This window comes from Borreliella afzelii (assembly GCF_014202295.1).
Lineage (GTDB): Bacteria > Spirochaetota > Spirochaetia > Borreliales > Borreliaceae > Borreliella > Borreliella afzelii.
The window spans coordinates 352,187-365,992 of record NZ_JACHGM010000002.1; the positions used below are offsets into that span (position 1 = coordinate 352,187).

Genomic DNA, 13,806 nt, shown 5'->3' on the forward strand with positions numbered 1-13,806 from the left:
GAGTAATTTATGCTTAAGTCTAATAAAGTTGTTCTTATTGGAGCTGGTGGAGTAGGTTCAAGCTTTGCTTATGCTTTGACAATAGACAATTCGCTTGTACATGAACTTGTAATTATTGATGTTAATGAGGATAAAGCAAAAGGTGAGGTTATGGACCTTAATCATGGCCAAATGTTTTTAAAGAAGAATATTAATGTATTGTTTGGGACTTATAAAGATTGTGTTAACGCAGATATTGTTGTAATTACAGCAGGACTTAATCAAAAACCTGGTGAAACAAGACTTGATTTGGTTGGTAAAAATTCTAAAATCTTTAAAGATATTATAACTAATGTTGTATCTAGTGGTTTTGATGGTATTTTTGTCATTGCAAGTAATCCTGTAGACATTATGACTTATGTTACAATGAAATATTCTAAATTTCCTATTCATAAGGTTATTGGTACCGGTACTATTCTTGATACTTCAAGACTTAGGTATTTTTTAAGCGATCGTTTTAATGTGAACACTCAAAATATACATTCATATGTTATGGGCGAGCATGGTGATAGTTCTTTTGTTACTTGGGATGAAACAAAAATAGCAATGAAGCCTTTATCAGAATACCTTTCTGAAGGCAAAATAACTGAGTTGGAGCTTGATGAAATTCATAAAAAGGTTGTGAATGCTGCTTATGAGGTGATTAAGCTCAAGGGAGCAACCTATTATGCTATTGGACTTGGTATTAAGAATATTGTAAATGCAATAATTGGAGATCAGAATATCATTCTGCCAATATCTTCTTATATTAATGGCCAGTATGGGGGATTAATTAAAGATATTTATATTGGAGCACCTGCTATAGTTTGTAAAGAAGGAGTCAAAGAAGTTTTAAACTTCAAGATAAGTCCTAAAGAGCTTGAGAAGTTCAACAATTCTGCTAATCAGCTTAAAAGCTATATTGATAAAATAGAATTTTAGTTGCAAGACCCCAAATATTTTAGGGGTCTTTATTTTTCAAGCATATTTTCTCCGTTTTTTCTATGTTCAATTGCTTCAAGTAAGGCTTCTCTTGAAATATTTTTTTCTTCTTTTAAATCAGAGATTGTTCTTGCAATTTTTAGTATTGAATGTGTTGCTCTTGAAGATATGTTGAGTTTGTTTAGAATGTAAATCAAATCATTTTTTAAGATTGCATTTAATTCACAAAATTTTTCAATGTTATCAGAATTAAGATCAGAATTTTTATTTATGTTTGCAAAATTTTCGTATCTTATATTTTGAATGGTTCTTGCTTTTATTATTCTTTGTTTTATTTCGCTTGAACTTTCGCTTGTTTCGCTGAGTAATTTTTCATTATTAATTGCTCTTGTTGGAACCCTAATATCAATTCTATCAAGCATTGCAGCTCCAAGTTTTTTCCAATAATTTGAAATTTCTTGTTGTGAGCAAAAACAATCAGTATTTTTTTTCCCAAGATTTCCACAAGGGCAAAGATTCATTGCAAGCATTAGTTGGAAATTGGCGGGGTATTTGAATAATTTAGAACTTGCTCTTGAGATTGAAATTGATTTATCTTCAATAGGTTCACGCAAAGATTGTAAGATAGATTTTTTAAATTCTAAAGCCTCATCGAGAAATAATATTCCATTATGGGCAAGAGACACTTCTCCAGGTAAAGGATTAGGACCTCCTCCGATTATTCCTTCTTTACTAGCAGTATGGTGAGGATTTCTAAAAGGTCTTTGTTTTATTATCTTTCTGTCTATTAATTTTCCTGATATTGACCATATTCTATTTGTTTCTATTAGCTCTTTGTTTGTAAGTGGGGGAAGAATAGATTGAGCACACTTAATACTAAGTGTTTTGCCGCTTCCAGGTGGACCAAATAACATGATGTTATGTCCACCAGCAATTGCTATTTCAATTGCTCTTTTTACTCTTTGTTGTCCTTTTATATTTTTAAAGTCATAATCCAAGATACAATCTTGTTCAATTGTTGTTTGTGGTTTAATATTTGTTCTTGGAGGAAGTATATTTTCGTTTAATTGTTCTATTATTTTTATAGTTTCTTTTAAGTTTTTAACACCCCAAATATTCAAGCCATCTATTAGGTGAGCTTCTTCTAAATTTTCAAGGGGAACTATTGCAAATTTTATTTCTTTTTCTTTGGCAAGAGCAATGGCTGGTAAAACCGCTTTTATTGATCTTATTTTGCCATCTAATTGTAATTCTCCTAATATTAAGATTTCTAAATTGTTGTTATTTTTGGTTTCTTGGATTTTAATGATGCTAATAGCAATCGAAAGGTCAAGAGCTGTTCCAATCTTTTTAACTCCGGCTGGTGCAAGATTTATTAATATTCTATCTTTAGGGAAATGAAAATTTGAATTTTTAATAGCCGATTTTACTCTTTCTCTTGATTCTTTAATTTCGCTTCCAGCAAGCCCTACGATATCAATTCCAGAAATTCCTTTTTTAAGGTCTATTTCAATCTCAATTAGTTCTCCTTCATATCCGATTGATGAGTGTGAATAGATTTTCATTTAATAGTGCTCCTTAAGGGCTTGTAGTTTTCTAAACTATCTTTTAATGATTTGTATGGCAGTAAAAAACAGTCTTTTCTATTTGTATTTGTAAATGTATTAAAAATTTTTAAACTTGAGTCAATTTCTTCTAGATTTTCAAAATCACCGTTTATCACTTTTTGTACTAAGTTTATGATTTTAGGTTTTGGTTTGTTGTTGCACAATTTGTTTAAAGCGTTGGCGCTTGCAAGTAAAATCATGCACCCAGATGCATAATGTTTTAAATTAAATTTTCCGTTATTTTCTTCTATTATTTGGAATAAAATTTGATCTCCACATTTAGATTGATATTTAAAATTTTGGTTTGTTTCTATTTTATGTATTATGTAATTATTTACTTTACTAAGCCTTATTATTTTTTTTTTAGTTTTTTCAGTGAGCATAATTTAATTTTATTTTCTTTGATTTATTAAATCAATAATAAAAGAGAATATGAAGACTTTTAAATAAAAATTTTTAAAAATATCAAAACAATTTCAACTGTATTTTTAAAAATTTAAATAATGTCTATTAATCCTGAAATGAAAGTTAATCAAAAAAGAAAGATTTTTGATTAACTTTGTTTTTATGTTTATTTCTTAAATTTTTATTTTTATGAAAGCTCTTTTATTACTTTTTTTAATCCTAATATGAAAATATCAATTTCTTCTTGTGTATTATAAAAATAAAAGCTAATTCTTAAAAGATGGTTTTTATTTAAATTTTCTGGAAAAAATGCCACATAGGAACAAGTTTTTCCGGCTCTAGTTGCTATTCCTAGTGTATCTAGATAGGTTTCAATATCGTGTGAGTGAATATTTTTTACTGTAAATGATATTATTGAATTTCTTTTAAGATTTGTATTTAGTAAAAATTCGACTTCATCAAGCTCTTGTAATTTTTTTACCCCATATTCGATTAATTGCTGATCATGTTCTAAAATAAAATCCATAGAAATATTATTGATATATTTTATTGCTTCTTTAAGTCCGATAATTCCTGCAATATTTGGGGTTCCTGATTCAAATTTATTGGGAGTATCAAGTGATTTAAATTTAATTTTTTTATTTTCTATGAATATTTCTTCTACGGTATTTCCCCCCAATTTTGAGCTATTAAGCTTTTCAGCCATATTATTTGAAATGTATAAAATTCCTATTCCTGTTGGAGCAAGCATTTTATGTCCAGAAAATACCAAGAAGTCACAGCCAATTTTTTTAACATCTATTTTCATATGAGGTGCCATTTGCGCAGCATCTACAAAAAGACTTATATTGTATTTTTTTGCGATTTTTCCAATAGATTCTAGATCATTAATGGTTCCCAAGGTATTATTTATTCCTGAAATACTGATGAGCTTTGTTTTTTCTGTAATAAGTTTTTCAATTTCTTCAGGAGTAATAATTCCCATTTCATTAAATTTAGCAAATTTAATTGTTAGATTAGCTAAATTTGCAAGATTTGCCCACGGGAGCAAATTACTATTATGTTCGAGAGTTGTAAGAATAATTTCATCTTTTTTTTTAAAGTATTTTGAGTAAAAAAATGAGTTTGCAACAGAATTAATTCCATCTGTAGTTCCAGAGGTAAATATTATATTTTTTGCAGATTCTGCATTAATGAAATTTTTCACAAGTTCTCTTGTTTTTTCTATTTTTATGCTAGATTGAATTGCAAATTTGTGACCGCTTCTGTGTACATTTGCGTTATAATTTTCATAATATTCAATGCTTGAATAAATTACTTTTTTGGGTTTTTGAGATGTTGCTGCATTGTCAAAATAAATTATATGCTTATTGTCAAACTGTTTATTTAAAATAGGAAAATCTTGTCTTAAAAACTTGACCTTTTCAGTATTGCTTTTTATTTGTTTGAAATCCATAATCCTTACAAGTTCCTTTGTTTTGATTTTTAGCTTTTAATAATTATAGCATTATTTTTTAATTTACAAGAAAAGTTTAAAATGATTATTAATTAATAATCATTTTTTTAAAAAAATTTAAATTTATTTTTTGTATAAATTTTGTTTATTGGCTATGTTTTTTGATTATGATATACTCGTTTATATGAAAGAAGTAATTTATAGGTTTGAAAAAACTGAGGATTATAAATTAGTTCCTGTTAATAATATTTATGGGAATGTAACTAATACGGGAGAGATTTTTTGTGATCTTGTTTTTGAGTCTACAGAGATTTCCGAAGAGATTGCTTATACAAAAACCAAAGAAGGTGTTTTAGAAGAGGCTTCAAAAGAATTAAAACGTGGAGAAGAAGGAAAAATAGTATTAATCAACTCTTTTATAGGAATTTCTATTACAAAGACTACTGCCAGAAATATTGCTTATTGGCTTTTAAAAAAAGTTGATGAATTAGAAGATAATGAATAGCAAAACATCTGAAGATAGAATTAAGATTTATTTATCAAAACTTAGGAAGCATAGAAATAAAATTTTAAGCAAAAAGAATATTAAAAATATTATTGAAATATCAGATATTTCTGATAATGATATTGAAAATATTGGACTTCATTTTAGAAGATCTTATGAGAGAGTCAAAAGATTTGTTGATATGGGTAAGATAGATGTTGCTTTTAGAGAGCTTGAATCTATCTATTTTTATTCTCTTCACGATAAATCAATGTTTAGTTTATTTTTTTTTCTTTTTAAAGAAATTACTGATAAGGTAAATACTAAAGAAGCCAAAAAAAAAATGATTCATGTAAGTTTACAAGCAAAAGAATTTGGAATAAGAAATGATTTGGATTTAATCGACTATTATGAATTTAAGAAATCCAAGAGCAGAATGTTAATATTAGCTTTGAGTTCCATTTTGATATTTTTTATTTCTTTGATTACTTACAGATCTTTTCAGAGTTTCATTAGTGCAAATGCAAATGGTAAAATGGATTTAAAAGAAAAATCCATTTCTTCTTCTACATTGCAAGGCCTTCCCCCTATTACCATGGCTACAGATTTAGTAGTTGAAACCGTCAATCTTATTTCACAGCCTAAAGAATTATATTACATAGAAATAGAGGATGCTAAAGTTTTAGTGTTTGAAGATGCACATTTGTATCAGCTTAAAGCGGGGATTGTATCATCAACGCATCCTGTGAAAAAGATTTCCTACAGAGTTACAGTTTACGATGATCTTGGCAAATCTGTGTTTAATCAGGTTTTTGACAAAGAGAGCGATTTTTCTGCAAAATGGGGTAAAAATGTTTATATTCCAATTGATGTTATATCAAGTATACCAAGAGCTATTGATGTTAACCCTAAAAAAATAGTATTAGATATTATTGAAGTTGATTTTTTTAAGAATGTTGATGATCAAATTGGTGTAAATCTTGATTCAGATTCTTTTATATTAAAATTTAAATACATTGGAAATTATTTTAAAAAATCTTTTGGTATTTGCAAGGCAAATACTGTGATAGAAGTTTTCAATTCTTCAAAAGATGTTGTTAAGAATTTGGAGATTGAAATTGGTTATATTGATAAGGAAGGTAGGATTATTAGGTCTTTAAGACGTAAATTAATCTCTTCTTCCAATTCTTTTTTAAAATCTAAATCTAAACAGAGTTTTACAATTAGTACGATTTTCCCAAATGAGATTTATCCTACAATTGAAAAGGATTTTTCATCTATTAAAATTTTTGATGTGATAATTAAATAGAGCTTTAAAACTATCTCAAGATTTCTTTTTCTTTTAGATTGGAGATAATGTTAAGCGGAATCATTGTAGTTAAAATGCTTATTAGCATATATAAGCCAAGAAGTGTTAAGCTAAAGCTTAAGCTTAAATGTATTTGAAATTCAGATACGTAATATTCTGAGTTTAATATTTCAGAATATTCTTCTCCAAATATTTTTAAAAAAAAGTTTAAAACATTATCAACAAAGTTTATTAAATAAGATATTTTAAGTGTTAAATAATTTCCAATTATTATTCCAATTCCACAAAAGGTGGTGCTTAATGTGAGCGATATCAAAAGAAATATTATTTTTATATTTAAATTATTCATTCCAATTGATTTTAGTATTGCAATTTTCTTTTTATTTTCAAAAATAAGCATTGAAAGGGACGAGGATATATTGATACTTGCAAATATTATAATCAAAGCCATAATGAATATTAAAAGTTTTTTACTTATATCTAGATTATTGTATTTATTTAAGTAAAGTTCATAGAATGTTTTTATTTGGAATTCTTTAAATTCAGTTTCTAAATTCTGCTTCAAGATTTCATTGTTTTTTATGGAATTTGAACTTGTTTCAACTCCAATTATGCTTTTTGAAAACTTTTTTGACATTAAATTTTCGTTTTCAAAAGAAATTAACACCAAATTATTATCAATATCTTTTAGTCCGGTTTCAATTATTCCTGAGATATTAAACTTTTTTATTCTGGGCATTATTTTATTGTTTTTTGTATTTGGAATCAAAATGTCAATTTTTTCATTGAGATTTAAATTAAGTTTATTTTTTATTTGATTTGAAATGAGTATGGAATCCTTTTTTAAATTTTTAGCACCTTGTAGTAATTTTATTGATTTGTTTTCCAATATGAATTTATTTTCTATTGCTCTTATTAATACACCTTGTTTTTTATTATTTCCAATAATTCCATAAGTTCTTTTCTCAAAAAAATAATTTAAATCTTTGTAATTATATTTTTTTTTAAATGAGTCTAATCTGTCTTTTAGTTGATGAGTTTTATTTGTGTCATTATATTCTATTTGCGTGGAAAATCCTTCACTTTCAATATATTTATTAATAGTAGAAGTCATAATATTACTAGACATATAGTAGACAATAATTAATGGGATCATTACTAAACTTAATGATATTCCAGAACCTATTAAAGCTATTTTATTTGTTGAATTTTTAAAAATTATATACGCAATTTTTGTAATTTCTGTTAGCTTTAAAAGCATCATAGTTTTTTTAATGTCCTATCTTTGAATTCATATTTTGAATCTGCTTTGTTTGCAAATTGCGGATTATGACTAACTAGTATTAAGGTTTTTTTAAAATTTTTTGCTGTATTGATGAGTAGATTTTCTACAGTTTTAGCTGTACTTAAGTCTAAATTTCCCGTAGGTTCATCACACAAGATTATATTAGGTTCATTGATTAACGCTCTAGCAATAGCAACCCTTTGTGATTCGCCTCCTGAGAGCTCTGAAGGATAATGTTTTGCTCTGTTTTCTATTTTTAGTATTTTCATTAGATCTAGAGCTTTTTTATTTATTGTGTTCTTTGTTTCTTGGCCTGAGATAATTTTAGGTAGAATTATATTTTCAATTACATTAAACTCATTTATTAAGTTATAATTTTGGAATACCAAGCCTATTTGTTTGTTTTTATACAAACTTAATGTTTTTTCATTGGCATTTTTCAAATATATTCCACACGATATTATCTCTCCAGAATCTATTTTATCAATTCCTGAAATCATATTAAAAAGAGTTGATTTTCCACAACCACTTTTTCCCTGGATTGAAATAAATTCACCTTTTGTTACAGTTAAGTTTAAATTTTCTATTACTTGAATTTTTGTTTTATTTTTTTTGTATGCTTTACAAAGATTTTTTATAATTAATATATTTTCCATTTTAAGATCCATTTATAGTTTCAATGTTTTTTTGACTTCCAATTTTTTTTGTTGCTTTCATGCTTGAATATATTGTAGAAAAGCATGCAAAACAGAAAGTAAATGCTAAATCGCTTAAAAATAATTTAGGAGTAATTATATTTTTTACTATTTGTATTTTAATGCCTTCTATTTCTAAAGCAAATATTTGATTTAGAAAATTTATTAAAGTGTTTACCAGATTGTCAATTATTTTTAAAATTTCATTTATATTCAAAGAAATTGAAATCCCCAGTATCAAACCAAGAAGTCCCCCTATGGTGCAGATTATTATTGAGTGAATAATAAAAATTTGTTTTATTTTTTTTATTCTAAGCCCCATGGCTAATAGTATTGAAATAGCTTTATTTTTGTTTATTATTATTCTTTTTTGTAGATAATATGAATTAACGGCAATAACAATGAAAATGCTTGCTAAAATAATTAACATTGTATTTCGTTCTATTTTTAATGTTTTATAGAATTCTTTATTGTATTCATTCCAAGTTTTTACTTTAATTTTTGGATTAATAGCTTTGATTTTTTCAATTAATTTATTGCTTGGATTTAAATTAGTTGTTTTTATTTGGTAATTAATGCTAGAATTACGTAAAACTTTATTTTTAATAAAATAGTCTATATTCATAAAAATTAAAGTTTCATTTATTTTTGCATAATTACTTTTGAAAATTGATTTTATTTTAAAGTTTTTTATATCATTTTCTAATGATATAAAGTTTTTTATTTCATCAATGATTATTAATCCTAAGTCGTCATTTTCGAATAAGTTGAAATTGTAAGAGAGTATATTTCCAATAATGATTTCATTGTCTTTAAGATCCAATTCAGCTTTTTCAAGGCCTGTAAATGAAATAAAATTTTGGTCTTTTTTAAGATCTTGAATATCAATTGCAATGATATTCAAAATAGTTGGATAATAATAATTTTGAATTCCAATACCTTGTGTTTCGTACATTTTATTTATATGGTTTATTCCCTCAATCTTTTTAATTTTCTTGAGTTCTTCTTGAGTAAGTTCATTTTCTATTTTTAAATTTCCACTTTCTACATTTGTAATGCTAAGGAAAAAATCGTTTTGAAAACCATTCATGATTGATATTGTTAGGATAATTATTATTTCACCTAAAGCAATACTTAATATTATTACAATTGTGAGAGCCAGGCTATTTTTTTCTTCCAGTATTAATCTTTTAAGCAAAAAATTTCTTATACCCATTTAATTTGTTCCTATTGGTTTTTCTTCGGTGACTTTTCCATTTTTGTGTTTTACTCTAAGAGCGGGGGTTTTATTGTAGTAAATTTCTTCTTCATATTCATTATCATTGTGGTATTCGGTTTTTAGATAAATTGTATCGTTTTCATAAATTTTTTTGCTTTTTAATTGGTTGTCTTGGTTATATTCATATTCAATTTTAGTATTGGTGTATTGGTCTTTATCCTTTTCTTTAGTGCTTTGAAGAATCATCATATCAGATGAGTTGTATTGAAAATCATTTATTTTTATAAGTTCATTATTTTTATATATCTCTTCTTTAATTAGGTTGTTTCCTTGATAGGTAGATATAATTTTTGAATTTTCTTCTTCAAAAATATTTACTGTTTTTTGTTCATCTAAATATTGGTTTTTTTCTTTAGATTTTATTTTATTATTAACAATTATTGCGCTGTCTAAACTTCTTTTTTTGTCGTCATATTTTATCACTTTTGTTGTTGATTTTTTGATGTCAAAATATGTAGATTTTATGTCGCCATTAATTCCATAGTTCCAAATTTGAAAATCCGATCCTGTTATTTTTAGTAATTTGCCATTTTCATCTTTAGAATAATAGATTGATTTTGGTTTTTGGTTTTTGGTTTTTAAATTTTTGGATATTAAGTTGCCGTTTTCATAATAGTAATTTACTGTTTCAAGAATTTTTCCTTTGTTGCCATATTCAATTTCTTGTATTTTATTATTTAAATTGTCGTAAATTTCTTCTTTTCTTTTTGTATCTTTTGTATCATAATATGTGATTTTTCTTGTGTTTTCTATGATTTGAATTGTCTTGTATTTTATTAAATTATTTTCTTTATATAAGTAGAGTTTTTCAATATCATCAATAAAATAATATTCAATGTAAAATCCCGTTTTTGGTTTTTCGTTTAATTTTTGGTATTTATTGAAAAATACATCGGATGCAAAATAGCTTTTTGCATAAATAATTTGTGGTATAAATAGAAGAAGTATTAATTGGTTTTTTTTCATAGCAATTTATTAAGATATTCATTGATATCAAATTCTTTAATGTCTTCTAGTTTTTCTCCAAATGTAGTAAAGTATATAGGTTTTTTAAGAATTTTTGAAATATTTATTATTGCACCTGCTCGGGAGGATGAATCAAGTTTTGTGATTATTATTCCGTCTATTTCTATTGCTTTATTAAAAATTTCTGCTTGGCTATTTGTATTTTTCCCAATAGTAGAATCGATTACAAGTATTTTTTGATAGTTTATATTGGTGTTTTTTATTTGCTTTAATATTACATTGTTTATTTTTTGAAGCTCTTTTATTAAATTTTCTTTATTTTGTAATCTTCCGGCTGTATCAATAATTAATGCATCGTAATTTTTAAGTTTAGCGCTTGAGATGCTGTCGAATATTACAGCTGATGGATCGCTTCCTTGGTTTTGAGATATTATTCTGATTCCGATTTGTTCGCCATAAATTTTCATTTGTTCAATTGCGGCTGCTCTAAATGTATCAGCAGCTGATATTAATATATTTTTACCTTCATTTTTTAATTTATTTGCAAGTTTTGCTATGCTTGATGTTTTTCCAATTCCATTTATACCAACTATTAACAAAATGTTTAATTTATTATTTTCTAGAGTAAATTTTTTTGTGTTGATATAATCACTTAAAAGTTCTTTTAGTTTTTCAATAATAGTTTTTTCGTTTTTATTTTTTTCTTTTGTTAATTTGTTTATTATTTCTATTACAATTTCATTATTAATGTCTGATTCTAATAAAATGTCTTCTAAGTTTTCAATAACATTTTCTTGTTCTTTGTTTTTAAATAAATTTTTTATTTTTTTAAAAATGCCCAAAAGTTTGTTCTCCTATTTTGTTTTTAATTGTTAAATCTATTCTCCTAGATTTGCTTCTTTAATATATTCTACTAAATGAGTTATTAATGAAATAAAGCTGCCAATAGTTAAAGTGATGCCTGCTCCAAATAGAAATGTTGCAGTCATTTGTTCTGCTTTTGCCATATAAACATCCCCAGCTGTTAAATTTTTGTTGATAAAGTGATTGCCAGTTATTTTGTAAAGTGCTTCGGAATTGTTAAGTAATGTTCCTGCAAAAATGGTTCCTATTGTGCTTAATGTAAAAACAGCCAGATTAATATAAAATTTATCTCTTGTATTGCTAAGTCTATTTTTACTAGTTTTTATCATTTCTATATTTACTTGATCTTCTTCTTTATTTATTAGCTTGAATTTATCTTTATATCCTTCAGATTTAAGCAAAATGATGTCTTGATTTTCTGGTTTTTCAATTTCAATTGGGGTTTCTCCCATAAATATGCCTTTTTTAAAAACCTTAGATTTTACATTGCTTGTAATCTCTACTTTTTTAGAGATTGTTCTTTTTAGGTTAATATTTAATATTATTGAATCTGCATTTTTTACCTTTTTTTTAATAGAGTAGTTTTCGAAATTTGTACTTGTGATTTGTATTTCAATTTCTTTGTTTGGGATTTTTGAAATGTCAAAAATATTATCGTAATAGATTCCTTTTGAAACAAATTTTTCATTGATATAGATTTTTGCATCGGGGTTGTTTTTAACGTTAATGTTGATTTTTAAAAATTCTCTGCCTAATATTTCTTTGAAACTGTGTTTTGTGATTGTATCTGCAATTTCATTAACAGAAGATGATGTTTTAAATACTTCTTTTTTGCTCTCAATTTTTTCAGGAGTGATGTTGCTAATTTCTAGTAAATAATAATTTTCTATTTTTTTCAGGTCAATATAGTTAATAAAAAATAATTCTTCTCTTATGAAAAATTCTTTATTGAAATTTGAGATATTTGTTTGTTCTTTGATTTTTTTATGTTTTACTTTTAGTTTGTTTAGATTGTTAAGATATTCTGCAAATCTTTTTTTTTTGCTGTTAATGTTTTCAATATTTTTTTTAAGCTCATCAATTTTGGTTTTTGTGTCATGTTTTTCTTTTGCGGTTATTATGTTTTGCAGTTTTTTTTTATCCATTTCGTTTTTTAATTTGCTAATTTCAATTTCTGTTTTTATTATATCTTGATTTATATAAATATCTTCAATGATATTCTTGTCATCATTGTCTACGATATGTTCTGTTATTTTGTCATAGATTTTGTCCAATTGTTTTTCAATGCCTTTTTTAAGGTCAATATTTTCTTTTTTTGTATTAATGATATAAGAAAAGTTGTATTCGATATTACCTTGAGAATGTATTTTGTATATTGTAAAAATTAGTAACGGTATTACTAGTGTTAGTTTAAGCTTTTCCATTTTAAATACTCTTCTATGAAATTATCTATATTGCCGTCCATAACCGAAGTGATGTTTGAATTTTCAAATTTTGTTCTATGATCTTTTACCAAATTGTAAGGCTGAAATACGTAAGATCTTATTTGGTTGCCCCAAGAAATTTCTTTTTTTGTGTCTTGCTTGGATTTGTTTTTTTCATCTTCTTTATTCTTATAGTATTCGTAAAGTCTTGATTTTAAAACTTTCATTGCCATATCTTTGTTTTTGTGTTGACTTCGGTCGCTTTGGGATTGAGTGACTATTCCTGTTTCAATGTGAGTTATTCTTACAGCAGAAGATGTTTTGTTGACATGTTGTCCTCCGGCTCCCGATGCTCTGTATGTATCAATTCTTATATCTTCTGGTTTGATTATTATTTCTATTTTTTCATCAATAACAGGGTCAATAAATACCGATGCAAAAGAGGTATGTCTTTTTTTAGCAGCATCAAACGGAGAAATTCTTATAAGACGATGTATCCCGACCTCACTTTTTAACAGTCCATAAGCATATTCACCTTTGATTTCTATTGTAACAGATTTGATTCCACCTTCTGCTTCAAGCAAATCAATAAGTTCTGTTTTGTATTTTTTTCTCTCAGCATATCTTGAATACATTCTGTAAAGCATTGCAACCCAGTCACATGCTTCAGTGCCTCCAGCACCAGAATGAATAGTTAAAAAAGCGTCATTTGCGTCAAGTTCTTCTTTAAAGTAAGAAATTGTGAGTAAATCTTTGTACTGTTTTTCAAGTACATTAAATTCGATTTCCAAGCTACTAATATCTTTTTCATTTTCAATAATCTCACACAGATCGCTTAAGTCTTTGATTTTGTTGATTAGCCCTACCCATGGATCAATTTTGTTTTTTAAGATACTTTGAGCTTTAATAACTTCTTGGGCTCTTTTAGGGTCATTCCAAAAATTTTTCTGGTTTATTTCTTTCTCATATTTTTCGATTTTAGCTTGAATTTCTTTTTTGTCAAAGTTTCCTCCAAATGTCTTCGGCTTGTTTAAACAATGTATTTATTTTTTCTTTCATTTTTATTTCTCGC

The 13,806-nt window shown here is 26.1% G+C and carries 13 protein-coding genes; 3 read left to right on the forward strand and 10 right to left on the reverse strand.

The genetic code is table 11. The annotated features are described in order from the left end of the window. The first annotated feature begins 9 nt into the window (after positions 1–9). A complete protein-coding gene (locus tag HNP63_RS03845; protein ID WP_011600826.1) occupies positions 10–960 on the forward strand; it encodes an L-lactate dehydrogenase in 951 nt (316 codons plus the stop codon). Positions 961–989: 29 nt separating this feature from the next. Here the strand turns inward: HNP63_RS03845 and HNP63_RS03850 are convergent, their stop codons facing one another. The 3 genes from HNP63_RS03850 to HNP63_RS03860 all read right to left on the reverse strand — a co-directional run bounded on the left by HNP63_RS03850 (position 990) and on the right by HNP63_RS03860 (position 4,428). After that, positions 990–2,525 carry a YifB family Mg chelatase-like AAA ATPase gene (locus HNP63_RS03850; protein WP_011600824.1) on the reverse strand — a complete coding sequence of 512 codons (1,536 nt, stop codon included), beginning with the start codon at positions 2,523–2,525 and terminating at the stop codon, positions 990–992. Then, a complete protein-coding gene (locus tag HNP63_RS03855; RefSeq protein ID WP_011600823.1) occupies positions 2,522–2,950 on the reverse strand; it encodes an iron-sulfur cluster assembly scaffold protein in 429 nt (142 codons plus the stop codon). The genes HNP63_RS03850 and HNP63_RS03855 overlap by 4 nt, the downstream gene beginning before the upstream one ends. Before the next feature lie 209 nt (positions 2,951–3,159). After that, positions 3,160–4,428: a cysteine desulfurase gene (locus HNP63_RS03860; RefSeq protein ID WP_004790191.1), complete on the reverse strand. Its 1,269-nt coding sequence runs from the start codon at positions 4,426–4,428 to the stop codon at positions 3,160–3,162. Positions 4,429–4,612: 184 nt separating this feature from the next. On the opposite strand from HNP63_RS03860, the gene HNP63_RS03865 reads away from it, so the two are divergent. Further along, positions 4,613–4,933 carry a hypothetical protein gene (locus HNP63_RS03865; RefSeq protein ID WP_004790586.1) on the forward strand — a complete coding sequence of 107 codons (321 nt, stop codon included), beginning with the start codon at positions 4,613–4,615 and terminating at the stop codon, positions 4,931–4,933. Continuing rightward, a complete protein-coding gene (locus HNP63_RS03870) occupies positions 4,923–6,221 on the forward strand; it encodes a hypothetical protein (RefSeq protein WP_110482910.1) in 1,299 nt (432 codons plus the stop codon). The genes HNP63_RS03865 and HNP63_RS03870 overlap by 11 nt, the downstream gene beginning before the upstream one ends. A gap of 10 nt (positions 6,222–6,231) precedes the next feature. Here HNP63_RS03870 and HNP63_RS03875 read toward each other — a convergent pair whose 3' ends face one another. The 7 genes from HNP63_RS03875 to prfB form a co-directional block, all read right to left on the reverse strand. Further along, positions 6,232–7,485: an ABC transporter permease gene (locus tag HNP63_RS03875; protein ID WP_004790267.1), complete on the reverse strand. Its 1,254-nt coding sequence runs from the start codon at positions 7,483–7,485 to the stop codon at positions 6,232–6,234. Beyond that, the gene (locus HNP63_RS03880) at positions 7,482–8,162 is read right to left on the reverse strand and encodes an ABC transporter ATP-binding protein (RefSeq protein ID WP_004790318.1); all 681 of its coding nucleotides are present in this window, start codon (positions 8,160–8,162) and stop codon (positions 7,482–7,484) included. The genes HNP63_RS03875 and HNP63_RS03880 overlap by 4 nt, the downstream gene beginning before the upstream one ends. Position 8,163: 1 nt before the next feature. Continuing rightward, positions 8,164–9,417, reverse strand: coding sequence for an ABC transporter permease (locus HNP63_RS03885; RefSeq protein ID WP_004790409.1), 1,254 nt, complete (start codon positions 9,415–9,417; stop codon positions 8,164–8,166). Further along, positions 9,418–10,446, reverse strand: a complete 1,029-nt coding sequence (locus HNP63_RS03890) for a hypothetical protein (protein WP_004790749.1) — start codon at positions 10,444–10,446, stop codon at positions 9,418–9,420. After that, positions 10,443–11,288, reverse strand: coding sequence for a signal recognition particle-docking protein FtsY (ftsY, locus tag HNP63_RS03895; protein WP_044052109.1), 846 nt, complete (start codon positions 11,286–11,288; stop codon positions 10,443–10,445). The genes HNP63_RS03890 and ftsY overlap by 4 nt, the downstream gene beginning before the upstream one ends. A 36-nt stretch (positions 11,289–11,324) precedes the next feature. Then, on the reverse strand, positions 11,325–12,734 hold the full coding sequence (locus tag HNP63_RS03900; RefSeq protein WP_183227254.1) for a hypothetical protein: 1,410 nt from the start codon (positions 12,732–12,734) through the stop codon (positions 11,325–11,327). After that, positions 12,716–13,793 (reverse strand): peptide chain release factor 2 gene (gene prfB, locus HNP63_RS03905; RefSeq protein WP_150119844.1). Its coding sequence is split into 2 segments (ribosomal slippage): positions 12,716–13,735 and positions 13,737–13,793, totalling 1,077 coding nucleotides; the frame shifts between segments, so codons are not numbered across the junction. Before prfB ends, HNP63_RS03900 begins: the two co-directional genes overlap by 19 nt. Between the last annotated feature and the right edge of the window lie 13 nt (positions 13,794–13,806).